At 66.3% G+C, this 18,404-nt stretch carries 22 protein-coding genes; all 22 read left to right on the top strand.

The window, feature by feature from the left end:
* Positions 1–68 precede the first annotated feature (68 nt).
* Positions 69–3,719, top strand: coding sequence for a DNA-directed RNA polymerase subunit beta (gene rpoB, locus QME70_05425; GenBank protein ID MDI6894039.1), 3,651 nt, complete (start codon positions 69–71; stop codon positions 3,717–3,719).
* Positions 3,720–3,738: 19 nt separating this feature from the next.
* Positions 3,739–7,281, top strand: coding sequence for a DNA-directed RNA polymerase subunit beta' (gene rpoC / locus QME70_05420; GenBank protein ID MDI6894038.1), 3,543 nt, complete (start codon positions 3,739–3,741; stop codon positions 7,279–7,281).
* Positions 7,282–7,389: 108 nt separating this feature from the next.
* The gene (locus QME70_05415; protein ID MDI6894037.1) at positions 7,390–7,638 is read left to right on the top strand and encodes a ribosomal L7Ae/L30e/S12e/Gadd45 family protein; all 249 of its coding nucleotides are present in this window, start codon (positions 7,390–7,392) and stop codon (positions 7,636–7,638) included.
* A gap of 16 nt (positions 7,639–7,654) precedes the next feature.
* Positions 7,655–8,029: a 30S ribosomal protein S12 gene (gene rpsL, locus QME70_05410; protein MDI6894036.1), complete on the top strand. Its 375-nt coding sequence runs from the start codon at positions 7,655–7,657 to the stop codon at positions 8,027–8,029.
* Between the two features lie 10 nt (positions 8,030–8,039).
* Positions 8,040–8,510, top strand: coding sequence for a 30S ribosomal protein S7 (gene rpsG, locus QME70_05405; protein ID MDI6894035.1), 471 nt, complete (start codon positions 8,040–8,042; stop codon positions 8,508–8,510).
* A gap of 116 nt (positions 8,511–8,626) precedes the next feature.
* A complete protein-coding gene (gene fusA, locus QME70_05400; protein MDI6894034.1) occupies positions 8,627–10,714 on the top strand; it encodes an elongation factor G in 2,088 nt (695 codons plus the stop codon).
* A 15-nt stretch (positions 10,715–10,729) separates the two neighbouring features.
* Positions 10,730–11,932, top strand: coding sequence for an elongation factor Tu (gene tuf / locus QME70_05395; protein ID MDI6894033.1), 1,203 nt, complete (start codon positions 10,730–10,732; stop codon positions 11,930–11,932).
* An 11-nt stretch (positions 11,933–11,943) separates the two neighbouring features.
* On the top strand, positions 11,944–12,252 hold the full coding sequence (rpsJ, locus tag QME70_05390) for a 30S ribosomal protein S10 (GenBank protein MDI6894032.1): 309 nt from the start codon (positions 11,944–11,946) through the stop codon (positions 12,250–12,252).
* A gap of 9 nt (positions 12,253–12,261) precedes the next feature.
* A complete protein-coding gene (rplC, locus tag QME70_05385) occupies positions 12,262–12,906 on the top strand; it encodes a 50S ribosomal protein L3 (protein MDI6894031.1) in 645 nt (214 codons plus the stop codon).
* 6 nt (positions 12,907–12,912) lie between these two features.
* Positions 12,913–13,536: a 50S ribosomal protein L4 gene (gene rplD, locus QME70_05380; protein MDI6894030.1), complete on the top strand. Its 624-nt coding sequence runs from the start codon at positions 12,913–12,915 to the stop codon at positions 13,534–13,536.
* A complete protein-coding gene (rplW, locus tag QME70_05375; GenBank protein MDI6894029.1) occupies positions 13,533–13,820 on the top strand; it encodes a 50S ribosomal protein L23 in 288 nt (95 codons plus the stop codon). The genes rplD and rplW overlap by 4 nt, the downstream gene beginning before the upstream one ends.
* 18 nt (positions 13,821–13,838) lie before the next feature.
* A complete protein-coding gene (gene rplB / locus QME70_05370; GenBank protein MDI6894028.1) occupies positions 13,839–14,669 on the top strand; it encodes a 50S ribosomal protein L2 in 831 nt (276 codons plus the stop codon).
* Positions 14,670–14,679: 10 nt separating this feature from the next.
* Positions 14,680–14,964 carry a 30S ribosomal protein S19 gene (rpsS, locus tag QME70_05365; protein ID MDI6894027.1) on the top strand — a complete coding sequence of 95 codons (285 nt, stop codon included), beginning with the start codon at positions 14,680–14,682 and terminating at the stop codon, positions 14,962–14,964.
* 13 nt (positions 14,965–14,977) lie between these two features.
* Positions 14,978–15,343 (top strand): 50S ribosomal protein L22, encoded by a 366-nt coding sequence (gene rplV / locus QME70_05360; protein MDI6894026.1) that lies wholly within the window; start codon positions 14,978–14,980, stop codon positions 15,341–15,343.
* Positions 15,343–16,002 (top strand): 30S ribosomal protein S3, encoded by a 660-nt coding sequence (rpsC, locus tag QME70_05355; protein ID MDI6894025.1) that lies wholly within the window; start codon positions 15,343–15,345, stop codon positions 16,000–16,002. Before rplV ends, rpsC begins: the two co-directional genes overlap by 1 nt.
* A 3-nt stretch (positions 16,003–16,005) precedes the next feature.
* Positions 16,006–16,446 carry a 50S ribosomal protein L16 gene (rplP, locus tag QME70_05350; GenBank protein MDI6894024.1) on the top strand — a complete coding sequence of 147 codons (441 nt, stop codon included), beginning with the start codon at positions 16,006–16,008 and terminating at the stop codon, positions 16,444–16,446.
* Positions 16,443–16,649 carry a 50S ribosomal protein L29 gene (rpmC, locus tag QME70_05345; protein MDI6894023.1) on the top strand — a complete coding sequence of 69 codons (207 nt, stop codon included), beginning with the start codon at positions 16,443–16,445 and terminating at the stop codon, positions 16,647–16,649. Before rplP ends, rpmC begins: the two co-directional genes overlap by 4 nt.
* Positions 16,646–16,900, top strand: a complete 255-nt coding sequence (gene rpsQ, locus QME70_05340) for a 30S ribosomal protein S17 (GenBank protein ID MDI6894022.1) — start codon at positions 16,646–16,648, stop codon at positions 16,898–16,900. Before rpmC ends, rpsQ begins: the two co-directional genes overlap by 4 nt.
* A 13-nt stretch (positions 16,901–16,913) precedes the next feature.
* Complete coding sequence (rplN, locus tag QME70_05335; protein MDI6894021.1) at positions 16,914–17,282, top strand: 50S ribosomal protein L14; 369 nt, start codon at positions 16,914–16,916, stop codon at positions 17,280–17,282.
* A gap of 13 nt (positions 17,283–17,295) precedes the next feature.
* A complete protein-coding gene (rplX, locus tag QME70_05330; GenBank protein MDI6894020.1) occupies positions 17,296–17,616 on the top strand; it encodes a 50S ribosomal protein L24 in 321 nt (106 codons plus the stop codon).
* 23 nt (positions 17,617–17,639) lie between these two features.
* Positions 17,640–18,173: a 50S ribosomal protein L5 gene (gene rplE, locus QME70_05325; protein ID MDI6894019.1), complete on the top strand. Its 534-nt coding sequence runs from the start codon at positions 17,640–17,642 to the stop codon at positions 18,171–18,173.
* A gap of 33 nt (positions 18,174–18,206) precedes the next feature.
* Positions 18,207–18,392: a type Z 30S ribosomal protein S14 gene (locus tag QME70_05320; GenBank protein ID MDI6894018.1), complete on the top strand. Its 186-nt coding sequence runs from the start codon at positions 18,207–18,209 to the stop codon at positions 18,390–18,392.
* Positions 18,393–18,404 lie beyond the last annotated feature (12 nt).

Below are 18,404 nucleotides of genomic sequence, written 5' to 3'. Positions count from 1 at the left end.
GGGCTTTGCTTTTGGCGTTTTTGGTCGGGATGGAGTGGGAAAAACCGAGGACGGGAGCGTGAAAGCGCATGGCCCTGGCCCTGCAGGCCGGTCGCCGGCAAAGGCGCAACTTCGGGCGCATTTCCGAAGTGCTGGAGATCCCCAACCTCATCGAGATCCAGCAGAACTCCTACGATTGGTTTGTTCGCGAAGGGTTGCGGGAACTCCTGCGTGACATCTCCCCCATCCAGGATTTCACCGGCAACCTGGTGCTGGAGTTCCTGGATCCCGAGCTGGGCAAACCCAAGTACAACGTGGAGGAGTGCAAGGAGAGGGACGTCACCTATGCGGCGCCCCTCAAGGTGAAAGTCAGGCTCATCAACAAGGAGACGGGCGAGGTCAAGGAGCAGCAGGTGTTCATGGGGGATTTTCCCCTCATGACCGACCAGGGTACGTTCGTCATCAACGGGGCGGAACGGGTTGTGGTGAGCCAGCTCGTCCGGTCCCCCGGAGCCTACTTTTCCTCTCAACCGGACCCGGTCTCGGGAGTCACTCTGTACTACGCCACCATCATTCCCAATCGGGGAGCCTGGCTGGAGTTCGAGACCGACTCCTCTGAGGTGGCATGGGTGCGGGTGGATCGCACTCGCAAGTTGCCGGCCACCGTGCTCCTGCGGGCGCTGGGCTATTCGAGCGACAACGACATCCTGGAGCTTTTCGGCGACGACCCCCGGGTCAAGAACACCCTGGAGCGGGACAGCACCAGGTCGACCGATGAAGCCCTGATCGAGATCTACAAGCGCCTGCGGCCGGGGGAACCGCCCACGGTGGAGTCGGCCCGGACGCTGCTCGACTCCCTGTTCTTCGAGTCGCGCCGGTACGACCTGGCCTCCGTGGGCCGGTATAAGCTCAACAAGAAGCTGTCCCTGCGGCGCCGTCTGGTGGGCACCCTGGCCGCCGGCCGGGTGATTGACCCCCGCACCGGCGAGGTGCTCGCCGACCCGGGCAGCGTCATCGACCGCCGTCTGGCGGAGAGGATCGACGCGGCAGGCATCGCCCGGCTGAAGGTGCGGCTTCCCGACGGGGAAGTCATACCGGTGCTGGCCAACGGTGCTCCCGCCCTTGCCGTCAAAACGGTCACCAAAGAGGACATCGTGGCGGTGATATCGTACTTGCTCAACCTGTTCCGGGGGCTGGGCTCGGTGGACGACATCGACCACCTGGGCAACCGCCGGCTCAGGTGCGTGGGCGAGCTTCTGCAGAACCAGTTCCGCATCGGGCTGGCGCGCATGGAGCGCGTGGTCAAGGAGCGCATGACCATCCAGGACGTGGAGTCGGTCACCCCCCAGGTGCTCATCAACATCCGCCCGGTTACTGCGGCGGTGCGGGAGTTCTTCGGGTCCAGCCAGCTCTCCCAGTTCATGGACCAGACCAACCCGCTGGCGGAGCTCACCCACAAGCGGCGGCTGTCCGCCCTCGGCCCCGGTGGCCTCTCCCGCGAGCGGGCCGGGTTCGAGGTGCGGGACGTGCACCACTCCCACTACGGGCGCATGTGCCCCATCGAGACCCCCGAGGGTCCCAACATCGGCCTGATCAGCTCCCTGGCCACCTATGCCCGGGTGAACCCTTACGGGTTCATCGAGGCGCCTTACCGCAGGGTAGACAAGGACCTGGGACGGGTTACGGACGAGGTGGTGTACCTGAGCGCCGATGAGGAGGACGAATGCGTCATCGCCCAGGCCAACGCCGCCGTGAATGCCGACGGCTGCCTGGTGGGGCCCCGGGTGATCGCCCGTTACCGGGGGGACATCGTGTACGTACCGCCCACCGACGTGGATTACATGGACGTCTCCCCGAAGCAGATCGTCTCCGTGGCCACCGCGCTCATCCCCTTCCTGGAGCACGACGACGCCAACCGTGCCCTCATGGGATCCAACATGCAGCGGCAGGCGGTTCCCCTTCTGCGCACGGAAGCCGCCCTGGTGGGGACCGGCCTGGAGTTTCGGGCGGCGTACGACTCGGGCGTGGTGCTGCTGGCCCCCGAGGATGGGGTGGTGGAATCGGTTGCCGCCACCGAGATCAGGGTCAGGTACGACTCCGGCAGGACGGTCACGCACCGGCTCTTGAAGTTTGCCCGCTCCAACCAGGGTACCTGCATGAACCAGCGCCCGGTGGTGGGCAAGGGTGAGCGGGTGAACAAAGGGGACGTCCTGGCCGACGGGGCCTCCACCGATGCGGGCGAACTGGCCCTGGGCCGGAACGTGCTGGTGGCGTTCATGCCCTGGGAGGGTTACAACTACGAGGACGCCATCCTCATCTCCGATGATCTGGTGCAGGAGGACGTGTTCACCTCCATTCACATCGAGGAGTACGAGTGCGACGCCCGCGACACCAAGCTGGGACCGGAGGAGATCACCAGGGAAATCCCCAACGTGGGTGAGGATGTACTGAAGGACCTGGACGAGAGGGGTGTCATCCGCATCGGGGCGGAGGTGCGGCCGGGCGATATCCTGGTGGGCAAGGTGACGCCCAAAGGCGAGACCGAGCTCACCGCCGAAGAGCGCCTGCTGCGGGCCATATTCGGCGAAAAGGCCCGGGAAGTGCGGGACACCTCACTGCGTGTCCCCCACGGGGAGTCCGGTGTGGTGGTGGACGTGAAGGTGTTCTCCCGGGAGCGGGGAGACGAGCTGCCGCCCGGCGTGAACCAGCTGGTGCGGGTGTATGTGGCGCAGAAGCGTAAGATCTCCGTGGGCGACAAGATGGCAGGGCGCCACGGCAACAAGGGTGTCATCGCCCGCATCCTCCCCCAGGAGGACATGCCGTTTTTACCTGACGGTACTCCGGTGCAGGTTGTGCTGAACCCCCTGGGGGTGCCGTCGCGCATGAATCTGGGGCAGATTCTGGAGGCCCACCTGGGCTGGGCGGCCCGGGTGCTGGGGCTTGATGTGGCCTCCCCGGTGTTCGATGGCGCCCGCCAGGATGAGATCCTGGATCTGCTTGAGCAGGCGGGGCTACCCCGCTCGGGGAAGATCACCCTGCGTGACGGTCGCACCGGCCAGTCCTTCGACCAGGATGTATGCGTGGGATACCTCTACATGATGAAGCTGGCCCACCTGGTGGACGACAAGATCCATGCCCGCTCCACGGGTCCCTACTCCCTGGTTACCCAGCAGCCCCTGGGCGGGAAGGCGCAGTTCGGGGGCCAGCGGTTCGGGGAAATGGAGGTATGGGCGCTGGAGGCGTACGGTGCCGCCTACACCTTGCAGGAGCTGCTCACCGTCAAGTCGGACGATGTTCTGGGGCGGGTGCGCACGTACGAGGCCATCGTCAAGGGCGAGAACGTACCCGAGCCCGGCGTGCCCGAGTCCTTCAAGGTCCTCATCAAAGAACTGCAGAGCCTGGCCCTGGACGTGCGTGTCCTGGACGAGGAGGGGCGTGACATCGAGCTCAAGGAAGTCGAGGATGAGATGGAGGCCCGCCCGAGCGCGCGCCGCCTGGAGCGCGAGGTGGCGGGACCGGTTGAAGATGCGGGCGAGATAGGCGAAGAAACGATATACGCCGACGCAGATGAGGAGCTGGAAGAAGCCGAAAGCCTGGAAGAAGTGGAGACCTACGAAGCGGCGCCGGCCGCCCTCGCCTCCGGCGGGCGCATGGGGGCCTCGGACGGTGACGACGACCTTTCCGAGAGCCTGGAGGAGCTGCGGGAGGCCGAGGCCCGCGACGAAGAGGACGAGGAGTAAGGCGAAGGGAGCGAGCGCGTTGCTGGACGTGAACTTCTTCGATTCCATCCGCATCGGGCTGGCCTCTCCCGACCAGATCCGCGCCTGGTCCCGGGGCGAGGTGAAGAAACCGGAGACCATCAACTACCGCACCCTTAAGCCGGAGCGTGATGGCCTGTTCTGCGAGCGCATCTTCGGACCCACCCGGGACTGGGAGTGCCACTGCGGCAAGTACAAGCGGGTCCGGTACAAGGGAGTCATCTGCGACCGCTGCGGCGTGGAAGTGACCCGGGCCAAGGTGCGGCGGGAACGCATGGGCCACATCGAACTGGCGGCCCCGGTCTCGCACATCTGGTACTTCAAGGGTATCCCCAGCCGGATGGGACTCCTGCTGGACATCTCCCCGCGGGCACTGGAGAAGGTGCTTTACTTCGCCGCCTATATCGTGACCGACCCTGGTACCACGCCGCTTCTGGAGAGGCAGCTCCTCACCGAAGCCGAGTACCGGGAGTCAAGGGAGAAGTACGGCCACAACTTCGAGGCCCGCATGGGAGCGGAGGCCATCAAGAAGCTGCTGGAGCAGATTGACCTGGACGAGCTGGCGACGGAGCTGCGTCACGAGGCGACTACCGCCACCGGCCAGCGCAAGGTGCGCGCCATCCGCCGCCTGGAGGTGGTGGAGGCGTTCCGCAAGTCAGGGAACCGTCCCGAGTGGATGGTCCTCGAGGCCATCCCCGTCATCCCGCCCGAGTTGCGCCCCATGGTGCAGCTGGACGGCGGGCGTTTCGCCACCTCGGATCTCAACGATCTCTACCGGAGGGTCATCAACCGCAACAATCGCCTCAAGAGACTTCTCGACCTGGGAGCCCCGGACATCATCGTGCGCAACGAGAAGCGCATGTTGCAGGAGGCGGTGGACGCCCTGATCGACAACGGCCGCCGGGGTCGGCCGGTGACGGGGCCGGGTAACCGTGCCCTCAAGTCCCTCTCGGACATGCTCAAGGGCAAGCAGGGGCGGTTCCGGCAGAACCTCCTGGGCAAGCGGGTGGACTACTCGGGCCGCTCCGTGATCGTGGTAGGGCCGCGCCTGAGGCTCTACCAGTGCGGTCTACCCAAGGAGATGGCTCTGGAGCTGTTCAAGCCCTTCGTGATGAAGAGGCTGGTGAAGGACGGCCAGGCTCACAACATCAAGAGCGCCAAGCGCATGGTGGAGCGGGCCCGACCGGAAGTGTGGGACGTCCTGGAGGACATCATCAAGGAACACCCGGTGCTCCTCAACCGGGCCCCCACTCTGCACCGGCTGGGCATCCAGGCTTTCGAGCCGGTGCTGGTGGAAGGGCGGGCCATCCAGATCCACCCCCTGGTGTGTACGGCTTATAATGCCGACTTCGACGGCGACCAGATGGCGGTGCACGTGCCCCTTTCCGCGGAAGGCCAGTCCGAGGCGCGCATCCTCATGCTTTCTGTGAACAACCTGCTCAACCCCAAGGACGGGTCGCCCGTGGTCACCCCCACCCAGGACATGGTGCTGGGGTCTTACTGGCTCACCGTGGACCGGGAGGGGGACAGGGGCGAGGGTGGAGTGTTCGCCTCTGTGGAGGAGGCCATCATGGCCCACGAGCACGGATACCTGGGGCTGCACGCGCGCATCCAGGTGCGCATGGGCGGTCGGCGGGTTTCCACCACTCTGGGGCGCCTGCTTTTCTGCGAGAGGCTGCCCGAGGAGATGCGACCCCGGTATTACGAGCGGGTGGTCGACCGCAAGGCGCTGGGCGAGATTGTGACCCGGTGCTATCACCAGTTCGGGAACACGCGCACCGCCGAGGTGCTGGACGGGATCAAGGAGCTGGCTTTCTCCGCTGCCACCCGGGCGGGCATAACCATCGCCGTGGGCGATGTCACCATGCCCCCGGATAAGGCGGAGTTGCTGGACAGGGGCCAGCGCGATGTGGACATGGTGGAGGAGCAGTATCGCCGCGGTCTCATCTCGGACGAGGAACGGTACCGCAAGGTCATCGACATCTGGGAGCGGACCAAGGAGGATGTCACCCAGTCACAGCTGGCCCACATGGATAAGTTCAACCCGGTCTTCATGATGGCGCACTCGGGTGCGCGGGGCAATGTGCAGCAGATGTCCCAGCTCGGGGGTATGCGCGGGGTCATGGTGGACCCCACCGGGCGGGTCATCGAGGTCCCCGTACGGTCGTCCTTCCGCGAGGGTCTCAGCGTGCTGGAGTACTTCACCTCCACCCACGGCGCCCGCAAGGGGCTGGCCGACACCGCCCTGCGCACGGCGGACTCCGGGTACCTCACCCGACGCCTGGTGGACGTCGCTCAGGACGTCATCGTGCGCGAAGAGGATTGCGGCACCGAGGAAGGTATAGTGATCCAGGCCCCGGCCGGGGAGACCCTGGAGAGCGTGCGTTCCCGCATCGTCGGCCGCTGCGCCCTCGAGGACATCGCCCACCCCGAAACCGGGGAGGTGCTGGTGGGGGCCAATCAGGAGATCCGGGAACCGGACTTCGCCCGCCTGATGGAGGCCGGTGTCCCATCCGTCAAGATCCGGTCGGTGTTCACCTGCAAGACCCGCCACGGGGTATGCGTGCGCTGTTACGGGCGCAACCTGGCCACCGGCTACCTGGTGGAACCGGGTGAATCGGTGGGGATCATAGCGGCCCAGTCCATCGGCGAACCCGGTACCCAGTTGACCATGCGCACCTTCCACATCGGAGGTGTGGCGGCCGAGGATATCACCCAGGGTCTGCCCAGGGTGGAGGAGCTGTTCGAGGCCCGTCGCCCCAAGGGCCAGGCCCTCATCGCCGAGGTGGGCGGCACCGTGCGCATCAGCGAAGGCAAGAACAGGCGGGAGCTGGAAATAGTCGGCGACGACGGCGAGGGGCTGGCGACCTACGGCGTCCCGTACGGTAGCCGCCTCAAGGTGCAGGAGGGCGACCAGGTGGAGCCGGGCGACGAGCTCACCGAGGGCTCCATCAACCCTCACGACCTGCTCCGGGTGAAGGGCCTGCGGGCGGTGGAGCAGTACCTCCTGTCGGAAGTGCAGCGGGTGTACCGCATGCAGGGTGTGGACATCAACGACAAACACATCGAGATCATTATCCGCCAGATGCTGCGGCGGGTGCGGGTGGACGACCCGGGTGACACCGACCTTCTGAACGGCCAGTTCGCCGACATGTGGGAGTTCGAAGCGGAGAATGCCCGCGTGCTGGAAGAGGGCGGTCAGCCCGCCGTGGCGCGGCCGATGCTGATGGGGATCACCAAGGCTTCCCTGGCGACGGACTCCTTCCTGGCGGCGGCGTCCTTCCAGGAGACCACCAGGGTGCTCACCGAGGCCGCCATCAAGGGGAAGCAGGACGCTCTCATCGGGCTGAAGGAGAATGTGATCATAGGCAAGCTGATCCCGGCGGGTACGGGGATGAGCCGCTACCGTCGCCTGGAGGTGGTAAAGCTGGCGCAGCCTCCCGTTCTGCCTCAGGAAGAAGCTACCGAGGCCTGGGCGCCGGAGGAAATGGAGGCGGACTGGACGCAAGAGCTGGAAGCGGAGGGCGAAGCAGGTTCGGACTGAGACGGGCGCAGGTAGGGTGGTGCCGGAGAACCGGTGCGCCGGCTCTCACATTGACAGCGATGCCGGCGGATGCTACAATCACAAAGTGTGCTCCGGGAGGGTTATGGCTTGACCCTGGACGATCTCAAGGCGGCCCGGAGGCGCACGGTGGGTACCAAGCAGACCTTGCGGGCCGTAGAAAAAGGGAACGTCCTGTGCGTATTCTTGGCCAGGGACGCGGAAGAGCGCGTGGTATCGGATCTGGTCAGGATGTGCCAGGAGAAAGGAACCCCCGTGGAATGGGTCGATTTCATGGCCCTCCTGGGGAAGGCATGCGGAATACAGGTGGGGGCGGCGTCGGCCGCCATCCTGAAGTAGGAAGTGAGGTGATGGAGTGCCCACCTTCAATCAGCTGGTGAGGCTGGGGAGGGAGACTCCCCGGCGCAAGTCCAAGTCGCCCGCCCTGCAGGGGAACCCCCAGAAGCGGGGCGTGTGCACGCGTGTGGGTACGGTTACTCCCAAGAAGCCCAACTCCGCCCTGCGTAAGATCGCCCGGGTGCGGCTATCCAACGGGGTGGAGGTAACCGCCTATATCCCCGGCATCGGTCACAACCTGCAGGAGCACTCCGTGGTGCTGGTGCGGGGCGGCCGCGTCAAGGACCTGCCGGGCGTGCGCTACCACATCATCCGCGGTACCCTGGATGCCGGCGGGGTGCAGAAGCGCATGCGCGGTCGCTCCAAGTACGGGGCCAAGCGGCCCAAGAAGTAGGTGAAGGCGGATGCCGAGGCGAGGAAGGGTCCCCCGGCGGAGCATGGCTGGTGATCCCATGTACGGCAGCGAGATGGTTGCCCGCCTGATCAACAACATGATGTGGGACGGCAAGAAGTCCGTGGCGGAGAACATCGTGTACCGGGCCTTCGACATCGTGGGCAAGAAATCGGGCCGTGATCCTCTGGAGGTGTTCGAGCAGGCGCTCAAGAACGCCATGCCGTCCCTGGAGGTACGGCCGCGCCGGGTCGGGGGTGCCACTTACCAGGTCCCCATCGAGGTCAGGCCCGAGCGCCGGGTGTCGCTGGGCATGCGCTGGCTGGTGCAGTTTGCCCGCGGGCGGAACGAGCGCACCATGATAGAGCGCCTGGCGGGGGAAATCCTGGATGCTTCCGCCGGCCAGGGAGGCACCGTCAAGAAGAAGGAAGACACCCACCGCATGGCGGAAGCCAACCGGGCGTTTGCCCACTACCGCTGGTGACCACAGTCCGACGGGGGCGGGGCTCCACCGGCGGCGGCGCCTGAGGCGGCCGGACCTGAAGGGCAGAGGACGTATCGAGTACCCACAGCAGGAAGCGCTAGAAAGGAGGGATGGAGATGCCCAGGGAATACCCGCTGGAGAAGACGCGCAACATTGGAATAGCAGCTCACATCGACGCCGGCAAAACCACCACCACCGAGCGCATCCTGTTCTACACCGGCAGGGTGCACCGCATGGGTGAGGTGGACGAAGGCTCCGCTACCATGGACTGGATGGTGCAGGAGCAAGAGAGGGGCATCACCATCACCTCCGCGGCCACTACCTGCTACTGGAAGGGCCACCGGGTCAACATCATAGACACGCCCGGCCACGTGGATTTCACGGTGGAGGTCGAGCGCTCCCTCCGGGTCCTGGACGGTGTGATCGCCATTTTCTGCGCCAAGGGTGGCGTGGAACCCCAATCGGAGACCGTCTGGCGGCAGGCGGACCGCTACGCGGTCCCGCGTATTGCTTACGTAAACAAGATGGACACCGTGGGGGCCGACTTCTTCCGGGTGGTGGAGGAGATGCGGACCCGCCTGGGAGCTCGCCCCGTGCCGGTGCAGGTGCCCATCGGGGTGGAAGACTGCTTCCAGGGTGTGGTCGACCTCGTCTCCCAGGAAGCCATCATCTACGTAGACGAGCTGGGTACCCGGAGCGAAGTCACCGCCATCCCGGCCGAGCTGGCCGACCACGTCAATACCTGGCGGGATAAACTGGTTGAGGCTTGCTGCGATTTCGATGAGGAGATCATGGCGCGTTATCTGGAAGGGGAGCCCGTGGAACCCGACCGCATCAGGCAGGCACTGCGGCGGGGGACACTGGCCAACCGGGTCGTGCCCGTGCTCTGCGGGGCGTCTTACCGCAACAAGGGCGTGCAACCCCTGCTGGATGCCGTCGTGTACTACCTGCCTTCCCCCTTCGACGTCCCCGCGGTGTGGGGCGTCAACCCGCGCACCGGCGAAGAGGAGGAGCGGGCGGTGAGCGACGATGCTCCTCTGTGCGCCCTCGCCTTCAAGGTGATGGCTGATCCCCACGTGGGCAAGCTTACCTTCCTGCGGGTGTATTCCGGCACGCTGAGCGCCGGCTCCTATGTGTACAACGCCACCCGCGGCATCAAGGAGCGGGTGGGCAGGGTGCTCTACATGCACGCCAACCACCGGGAGGACACCCGCCAGGCCTACGCGGGCGACATCGCCGCCGCGGTGGGACTGAAGGATACCAGCACCGGAGATACCCTGGGCCCGGAGGAGTATCCCCTGGTGCTGGAGCCCATGACTTTCCCCGAGCCGGTCATCTCGGTGGCCATCGAGCCACGCACCCGGGCCGACCAGGACCGCCTGGGCGTTTCGCTGGCCCGGCTGTCGGAAGAGGACCCCACCTTCCGGGTGCGGGTGGATCCCGAGACGGGGCAGACCCTGATCTCAGGTATGGGAGAGTTGCACCTGGAGATCATAGCGGATCGCCTGCTGCGGGAGTTCAGGGTGGAGGCCAATGTGGGCCGCCCCCAGGTCGCATACAAGGAAACCATCACCGCTTCCGCGGAGGCGGAGGGGAAGTGGATCAAGCAGACCGGCGGCCGCGGGCAGTACGGTCACGTCTGGCTGCGGGCGGAACCTTTGCCTCGCGGGGCGGGGTTCGTGTTCGAGGACCGCATCGTGGGCGGTGCGGTACCCAGGGAATTCATCCCGGCGGTGGAGGCGGGTGTACGGGAAGCCCTGGCCGGCGGGGTGCTGGCCGGCTACCCGGTTATCGACGTGCGGGTGACCCTGTTCGACGGGTCTTACCACGAGGTGGATTCATCGGAAGTGGCGTTCAAGCTCGCGGCGGCGCAGGCCTTCCGCTCGGCGGCGGAAAGGGGCGCCCCCGTGCTGCTGGAGCCGGTGATGAGGGTGGAGGTGGTGGTCCCGGAGGCGTACATGGGGGATGTGATGGGAGACGTGTCGGCCCGCAGGGGCCACATTGAGGGCCTGGAAGCCCGCGGTAACGCCCAGGTGATCCGGGGGACGGTCCCGCTGGCGGAGATGTTCGGTTACGCTACGGACCTGAGATCCCTCACCCAGGGGAGGGGGACGTACACCATGCAGTTCGATTCCTACCAGCCCGTCCCACCCCAGGTACTGGAGGGTATACTGGCGCGGTCGGGATACCGCAGCCGAGTCTAGAAGGGGGAAGGAATCTTGGGTAAGAAGAAGTTCGAGCGCACCAAGCCCCACGTGAACGTGGGCACCATCGGGCACATCGACCACGGCAAGACCACGCTGACGGCAGCGATCACCAAGGCGCTGGCCCAGCACGGCATGGCGGAGTACGTGCCCTTCGAGCAGATCGACAAGGCACCGGAGGAGAAGGCGCGCGGCATCACCATCAACACCGCCCACGTGGAATACGAGACACCCAAGCGGCACTATGCCCACGTGGACTGCCCGGGCCACGCTGACTACATCAAGAACATGATCACCGGCGCGGCGCAGATGGACGGGGCCATCCTGGTGGTTTCCGCCCCCGACGGGCCCATGCCCCAGACCCGGGAGCACGTGCTGCTGGCCCGCCAGGTGGAGGTTCCCTCCATGGTGGTGTTCCTCAACAAGGTGGACATGGTCGACGACGCCGAGATCCTGGAGCTGTCGGAGCTGGAAGTCCGGGAGGTGCTGACCAAGTACAACTTCCCGGGCGACGACACTCCCGTCATCAAGGGCTCGGCCCTGAAGGCCCTCGAGTGTGGGTGTGGCAAGCGGGAGTGCCAGTGGTGCGGGAAGATCTGGGAGCTCCTGGACGCCGTTGACGACTTCATCCCCACCCCCGTACGCGAGGTCGACAAGCCCTTCCTGATGCCGGTGGAAGACGTCTTCTCCATCACCGGCCGCGGTACCGTGGCCACCGGCCGGGTGGAGCGGGGCCGGGTGAAGGTGGGCGACGAGGTAGAGATCGTGGGGTTTGCCGACCGGCCGCGCAAGACGGTGGCCACCGGTGTGGAGATGTTCCGCAAGACCCTGGACGAAGCCGTGGCGGGCGACAACATCGGGGTGCTGCTGCGGGGCATCGATAAGGATGAGGTGGAGCGGGGTCACGTCCTGGCCAAGCCCGGTTCCATCAAGCCGCACACCCGCTTCGCGGCGGAGGTGTACGTGCTCACCAAGGAGGAAGGCGGCCGTCACACCCCCTTCTTCCCCGGATATCGGCCCCAGTTCTACTTTCGTACCACCGACGTCACCGGCACCATCAAGCTCCCCGAGGGCGTGGAGATGGTCATGCCCGGCGACAACATCAACATGGAAGTGGAGCTAATCACCCCCATCGCCATTGAGGGCGGGTTGCGCTTCGCCATCCGCGAGGGTGGACGCACGGTGGGGGCCGGGGTAGTGACGGGCGTCCACGAGTGAGGAGGGGCGGCATGCCCGGTCAGAAGATACGCATCAAGCTACGGGCCTTCGACCATAAGATACTGGACCAGTCGGCGGAACGCATCGTGGACACGGCGCGGCGGACGGGGGCCAGGGTGTCTGGCCCCATCCCCCTGCCCACCGAACGCAAGGTTTTCACCGTGCTGGTGGCTCCCAACGGGGAAAAGGACCACCGGGAGCAGTTCGAGATGCGTACCCACAGGCGTCTCATCGACATCCTGGAGCCCAACCAGCGTACGGTGGACGCCCTCATGCGCCTGGATCTCCCCGCCGGCGTAGACATCGAGATCAGGCAGTAGCCGGGGGTGATGACGGTGAAGGGGATCCTGGGTAGAAAGCTGGGTATGACCCAGGTGTTCGACGATGCCGGCCGGGCAATACCGGTGACCGTGGTCAGGGCCGGGCCGTGCGTGGTGGTGCAGAAGCGCACCGCAGCCCGGGACGGCTACAAGGCCGTCCAGTTGGGGTTCGAAGAGGTGAAGGAGAGCCGCCTGAACCGGCCTCTGCGGGGGCACCTGGCCCGGGCAGGTGTGCGGCCGCTGCGGGTGCTCCGGGAGATGCGGGTGGAAGAGCCCGAGGCGTATCAGGTGGGTCAGGAGATCAAGGCGGACCTGTTCAAGCCTGGCGAACGGGTGGATGTAACGGGGATCAGCAAGGGCAAGGGGTTCGCCGGCGGTGTCCGGCGCTGGGGCTTCGGCCGCGGTCCCATGGCCCACGGTTCCAAGTACCACCGCGGCACGGGCAGCCTGGCCACCGGCGGGCGCATGTCGGGCGGTGGCGGGCGGGTGTTCCCGGGGCGGAAGATGCCCGGCCACCTGGGTGCCGAGAAAGTGACGGTACAGAACCTGCGCGTGGAACGCGTCGATCCCGAGCACGGCCTGCTCCTCGTGCGGGGAGCGGTGCCGGGGCCCCGCGGAGGTCTGGTGTTCGTAAGAAGTGCCGTCAAGGGGTAGTTGGCCATGTTACAGGTACCGGTTGTCAATCGAGATGGCGTACAGGTAGGAGAAATCGAGGTGGCCGGGCGGGTCTTCGGTCAGGAGCCCAACGAGCACCTCATGCACGCCGCGGTGGTGGCCCACCTGGCCCGCAGGCGGGTGGGGACGGCGTCCACCCTCACCCGGGCCGAGGTCTCCGGGGGCGGGCGCAAGCCCTGGCGCCAGAAGGGCACCGGACGGGCCCGCCACGGCAGCATCCGGTCTCCCCTGTGGCGAAAGGGCGGGGTGGCGTTCGGGCCCAAGCCCCGCGACTACGGGTTCTCCATCCCCGTGAAGGCGCGGCGACAGGCCCTGCGCAGCGCCCTTTCCGCGCGGGTACGGGAGGGGGCTGTCAGGGTGGTGCAGGATCTGTCGCTGGAAGAACCGAAGACGCGCACCCTGGCCGGGATGCTGAAGAGGCTGGGGGCCACCGGCTCCACCCTGATCGTGACCGCCGCCCGGGACCGCAACCTGGAGCTTTCCGCGCGCAACATCCCGGGCGTGGATACGGCTGTGGCCCACCAGCTCCACACCTATCAGGTGCTGGACCACGACCTCTTGCTCTTCAGCCCGGAGGCGGTGGCGCGGGTGGAGGAGGTCCTGTCGTGAAGGACATCCACGACGTCATCATCCGTCCCATAGTATCGGAGAAATCCAACGCCCTCATGGGTCAGGGGAAGTACACCTTCGTGGTGCATCCCCGCGCCACCAAGGTACAGGTCCGCCAGGCGGTGGAGGAGCTGTTCCGGGTGAAGGTGCGGTCCGTGAACACCTCCCGCTACCGGGGAAAGCCCCGGCGCTTGGGGGTGCATCGGGGACGGACTCCCGCCTGGAAGAAGGCTGTGGTGACTCTGGCTCCCGGAGAGAAGATCCAGCTCTTCGAGGGCATGTAGGAATGGAGGTCTGGGTCTATGCCCGTGAGGGGCTTTAAGCCGACCACGCCCGGGCGCCGGCAGATGACAGTGCTGGCGTTCGACGAGATCACCGGCAAGGAACCCGAGAAGTCGCTGCTCGTGCGGCTGCACCGGCATGCGGGTCGCAACTTCCAGGGACGCGTTACCGTGCGCCACCGGGGAGGAGGCCGCCGGCGCTTCTACCGGCTGGTTGACTTCCGCCGCGACAAGGAAGGTGTCCCGGCCCGGGTGGCTGCCATCCAATACGATCCCAACCGGTCCGCTCACATCGCCCTGCTCCACTACGCCGACGGTGAAAAGCGGTACGTGCTGGCGCCCCTGGGGCTCAGGGCGGGCGATCGAGTGGAGGCAGGGCCGGCTGCCGACATCAGGCCCGGTAATACCCTGCCCCTGGCCAACATCCCGGTGGGCACGGTGGTGCACAACATCGAGCTCACCCCCGGTAAGGGCGGCCAGGTGGCGCGGGCGGCGGGGGCCGCTGCCCAGGTGATGGCCAAGGAAGGGGGATTTGCCCTCCTCCGCCTCCCCTCGGGGGAGCAGCGCCTCTTCCCCCTGGGGTGCCGGGCCACCGTGGGCCAGGTGGGCAACCTGGACCACGAGAACGTATCCCTGGGTAAGGCCGGCCGGAAGCGCTGGCTGGGCATTCGCCCCACCACGCGCGGCGCGGTGATGAACCCGGTGGATCACCCCCACGGCGGCGGGGAGGGCAAGGCGCCCGTCGGGCACCCCGGTCCCCTGACCCCCTGGGGCAAGCCCACCTTGGGGCACAAGACCCGGAAGAAGAACAAGCCGTCCGACCGGTTGATCGTGAAGCGGCGCCGCGGTTAGGAGGAAGAAGATGGGCCGTTCCAGCAAGAAGGGTCCCTACGTGGACGGGAAGCTCCTGGAAAAGATAGTGGCGCTGAACAGGAGGGCGGAGAAGCGGGTGATCAAGACCTGGGCCCGCGCCTGCACCATCGTCCCCGAGATGGTGGGCCACACCGTTGCCGTGTACGACGGGCGCAAGCACGTCCCCGTGTACGTTACCGAGGAAATGGTGGGACACAAGCTGGGCGAGTTTGCTCCCACCCGCATGTTCCGCGGCCATGGCGCCCATACCGAGCGCTCCACGGCCCTGAAGTGAGGGAGGAAGAGGGATGGCGAAGAAGACAGCCAGGGCGGAATCGGCGCGGGCTGCGGCGCGCTTCGTGCGGCTCTCTCCTACCAAGGTGAACCTGGTGCTCAGGCTGGTGCGGGGCAAGCCGGTGGACGAGGCGCTCTCCATCCTGCGCTTCTCCCCGCGCCGGGCGGCGCGCGCCGTGGCGAAGGTCCTGCGCTCGGCCGCGGCCAACGCAGAGAACAACTTCGACATGGAACGCAAGAGCCTGTACGTGGCGGAGGCTCTGGTGGGGCCCGGTCCCGTCCTCAAACGCTGGCATCCCCGCATGCGGGGGCAGGCGTTCCCCATCCTGCGGCGCACCTGTCACATCACCATGGTGGTGCGGGAACGGGAGGGCGACTGATGGGCCAGAAGGTGCATCCCAAGGTGTTCCGCATAGGGATCAACAAGGACTGGGACTCCCGCTGGATCGTCCCCAAGAAGCAGTTCGCGGACGTCCTGCACGAGGATCACAGGATCCGCCGGTTCATCAAGGAAAGGCTGTACGCGGCCGGCATCTCCCGGGTGGAGATCGAACGGGCCGCCAACCGGCTGCGCATCACCATTCACACAGGTAAGCCCGGCCTGGTGATCGGCCAGGGCGGCACCCGGGTGGAGGAGTTGCGCAAGCAACTGGAAGCCCTGACAGGGAAGCACGTCTCCATCAACATCGCGGAAGTGAAGGTGGGGGACCTGGACGCCCAGCTGGTGGCGGAGAGCATTGCCTCCCAGCTGGAGAAGCGCATCTCCCACCGGCGGGCCATGAAGTCCGCCGTCGGCCGGGCCATGCGGGCGGGAGCCAAAGGGGTCAGGATCATCGTCTCCGGTCGCATCGCCGGCGCTGAAATCGCCCGGCGGGAGCGGGCCAGCGAGGGCAAGGTCCCGCTGGGGACACTGCGGGCGGACGTCGACTACGGGTTCGCGGAGGCCCGCACCACGTACGGCCAGATCGGGGTCAAGGTGTGGATCTACAAGGGCGAGATCCTGCCCGACCGCCGGCGGACCGTGGAGAGGGGGGCCTGACCCGTGCTTAGCCCCAAGCGCGTGAAGTGGCGCAGGCAGCACCGGGGCCGCAGGAAGGGTGCCGCGTACTCCGGGAACGAGGTGCTCTACGGTGAGTTCGGGCTGCAGGCCCTGGAGCCGGCCTGGATCACCGACCGCCAGATCGAGGCGGCGCGCGTGGCCATCACCAGGTTCATGCGGCGCGGCGGCAAGGTGTGGATCAAGATCTTCCCCGACAAGCCGGTGACGGCCAAGCCGGCGGAGACCCGCATGGGGAGCGGCAAGGGGAACCCGGAATACTGGGTGGCAGTGGTGAAGCCGGGACGCATCCTCTTCGAGGTGGCGGGGGTGGATGAGGCCGTCGCCCGAGAGGCCATGCGCCTGGCCGGCCACAAGCTGCCCATCAGAACCCGCTTCGTGAAGCGGGAGGAAGTGGTGCCCGCATCGGGCGGTGAGGCTCAATGAAGGCCAGGGATATCCGAGAAATGACGGCCGAGGAACTGGAGGCCAGGCTGAAGGACCTGAAGGGTGAGCTGTTCAACCTGCGCTTTCAGATGGCCACCGGGCAACTGGATAACATCATGCGCATCCGCCAGGTACGCAAGGACATCGCCCGCGTGAAGACGGTGATGCGGGAGATGGAGCTGGCCAGGGAGGGACGGGTATGACCGAGCGCGGCCGGCGCCAGGAAGTGGTAGGGACCGTGGTCTCCGACAAGATGCAGAAGACGGTGGTGGTGGCGGTGGAGCGGGTGGTGGCCCACCCCCTCTATGGGCGGCGCATGCGGCGGACTTCCCGATTCAAGGCGCACGACGAGATAGGGTGCCACGTGGGGGATCGGGTGCTGATCATGGAGACCAGACCCCTGAGCAAGGAGAAGAGATGGCGGGTCGTGCGCGTCCTCGAACGAGCCAGGTAGGGAGGGAGGGGCCATGATCCAGCCCCAGACCAGGTTACAGGTAGCGGACAATACGGGTGCCCGGGAGATCATGTGCATCCGGGTGCTGGGCGGCCCCAATCGCCGCTACGGCAATGTGGGCGACGTGATAGTGGCTGCCGTCAAAGAAGCCACCCCGGGCGGGGCGGTGAAGAGGGGTGACGTGGTGCGCGCGGTGATAGTGCGCAGCCGCCACGGCGTGCACCGGGAAGACGGTTCCTGGATCAGGTTCGATAACAATGCGGCGGTGATCCTGAAGGACGGCCGGGAGCCGCGCGGCACCCGCATCTTCGGGCCCGTGGCCCGGGAGCTGCGGGAGAAGGAATTCACCAAGATCATCTCCCTGGCCCCCGAGGTGTTGTAGGCAGGTGGAAGAGATGAAGTTGCACGTGCGCACCGGTGATACCGTGGTGGTCATCTCCGGCAAACACAAGGACGCGCGGGGAAAGATCCTCCGCACCGACCCGGACAAGGGGCGCGTGGTGGTGGAGCAGGTGAACCTGGTCAAGCGCCACCAGCGTCCCACCGCAAAGGTGATGCAGGGGGGCATCATCCAGAAGGAAGCCCCCCTCCACGCCAGCAATGTGATGCTGGTGTGTACCCGTTGCCACAAGCCCACCCGGGTGGGACACACCTTCCTGGAAGACGGGCGCAAGGTCAGGGTGTGCAAACGGTGCGGTGAGGTCATCGACCGCTAGGAGGGCAAGCGGTGGAAGCGGCAATGAAGAAAAGGTACCGGGAACACGTGGTTCCCGCCATGATGGAAAAGTTCGGATACCGCAGCCCCCTGGAGGTCCCCCGGGTGGAAAAGGTGGTCGTCAACATGGGGGTGGGGGACGCCATCGGGAACCCCAAGCTGCTGGACGCGGCGGTGGCGGATCTGGCCGCCATCACGGGGCAGCACCCCGTCGTCACCCAGGCGCGCAAATCGGTGGCCGCCTTCAAGGTGCGCAAGGGGATGAAGATCGGGTGCAAGGTTACCCTGCGCGGGGATCGCATGTGGTCTTTCCTGGAACGGCTCTTTCACATCGCCCTGCCCCGGGTGCGGGACTTCCGGGGGATATCGCCCCACAGCTTCGACGGGCGGGGTAATTACTCCCTGGGTATCCGGGAGCAGCTGGTGTTCCCGGAGATCGACTACGACAAGGTGGAGAAAGTGCGGGGGATGGACGTCACCATCGCCACCACGGCCCGCAGCGACGAAGAGGCCCGCGAGTTGCTGGGCCTGCTGGGCATGCCGTTTCGGCCGGAGTGAGGGGCGTCCCTTTCCGGTGAGGAGGTGAAGATCCTGGCAACCAGGGCCAAGATCGAGAAGGCGAAGAAGACCCCCAGGTACCGGGTGAGGGCGGTGCGCCGCTGCCGCATCTGCGGGCGGGCCCGGGGATATATGCGGCTGTTTGACATGTGCCGGATGTGCTTCCGGGAGGCTGCTCACCGGGGGGAGATCCCCGGCATCCGGAAGGCGAGCTGGTAGTAAGGAGGTCGG

This window comes from Bacillota bacterium (genome assembly GCA_030019365.1).
Lineage (GTDB): Bacteria > Bacillota > Sulfobacillia > JACIYH01 > JACIYH01 > JACIYH01.
The sequence above is the reverse complement of the archived record's forward strand: the minus strand, read 5'-3'. Positions and strand labels throughout refer to the sequence as shown.

Excerpts from the sequence above, each read along its gene's own strand:
- rpsS (MDI6894027.1), top strand. The coding sequence starts at position 14,680 with ATGGGCCGTTCCAGCAAGAAGGGTCCCTACGTGGACGGGAAGCTCCTG.
- rpsG (MDI6894035.1), top strand. The coding sequence starts at position 8,040 with ATGCCGAGGCGAGGAAGGGTCCCCCGGCGGAGCATGGCTGGTGATCCC.
- rplN (MDI6894021.1), top strand. The coding sequence starts at position 16,914 with ATGATCCAGCCCCAGACCAGGTTACAGGTAGCGGACAATACGGGTGCC.
- rplB (MDI6894028.1), top strand. The coding sequence starts at position 13,839 with ATGCCCGTGAGGGGCTTTAAGCCGACCACGCCCGGGCGCCGGCAGATG.
- rpmC (MDI6894023.1), top strand. The coding sequence starts at position 16,443 with ATGAAGGCCAGGGATATCCGAGAAATGACGGCCGAGGAACTGGAGGCC.
- rpsC (MDI6894025.1), top strand. The coding sequence starts at position 15,343 with ATGGGCCAGAAGGTGCATCCCAAGGTGTTCCGCATAGGGATCAACAAG.
- rpoB (MDI6894039.1), top strand. The coding sequence starts at position 69 with ATGGCCCTGGCCCTGCAGGCCGGTCGCCGGCAAAGGCGCAACTTCGGG.
- rpsJ (MDI6894032.1), top strand. The coding sequence starts at position 11,944 with ATGCCCGGTCAGAAGATACGCATCAAGCTACGGGCCTTCGACCATAAG.
- rplV (MDI6894026.1), top strand. The coding sequence starts at position 14,978 with ATGGCGAAGAAGACAGCCAGGGCGGAATCGGCGCGGGCTGCGGCGCGC.
- rplX (MDI6894020.1), top strand. The coding sequence starts at position 17,296 with ATGAAGTTGCACGTGCGCACCGGTGATACCGTGGTGGTCATCTCCGGC.
- rplD (MDI6894030.1), top strand. The coding sequence starts at position 12,913 with ATGTTACAGGTACCGGTTGTCAATCGAGATGGCGTACAGGTAGGAGAA.
- rpsQ (MDI6894022.1), top strand. The coding sequence starts at position 16,646 with ATGACCGAGCGCGGCCGGCGCCAGGAAGTGGTAGGGACCGTGGTCTCC.
- rplE (MDI6894019.1), top strand. The coding sequence starts at position 17,640 with ATGAAGAAAAGGTACCGGGAACACGTGGTTCCCGCCATGATGGAAAAG.
- fusA (MDI6894034.1), top strand. The coding sequence starts at position 8,627 with ATGCCCAGGGAATACCCGCTGGAGAAGACGCGCAACATTGGAATAGCA.
- rplC (MDI6894031.1), top strand. The coding sequence starts at position 12,262 with ATGACGGTGAAGGGGATCCTGGGTAGAAAGCTGGGTATGACCCAGGTG.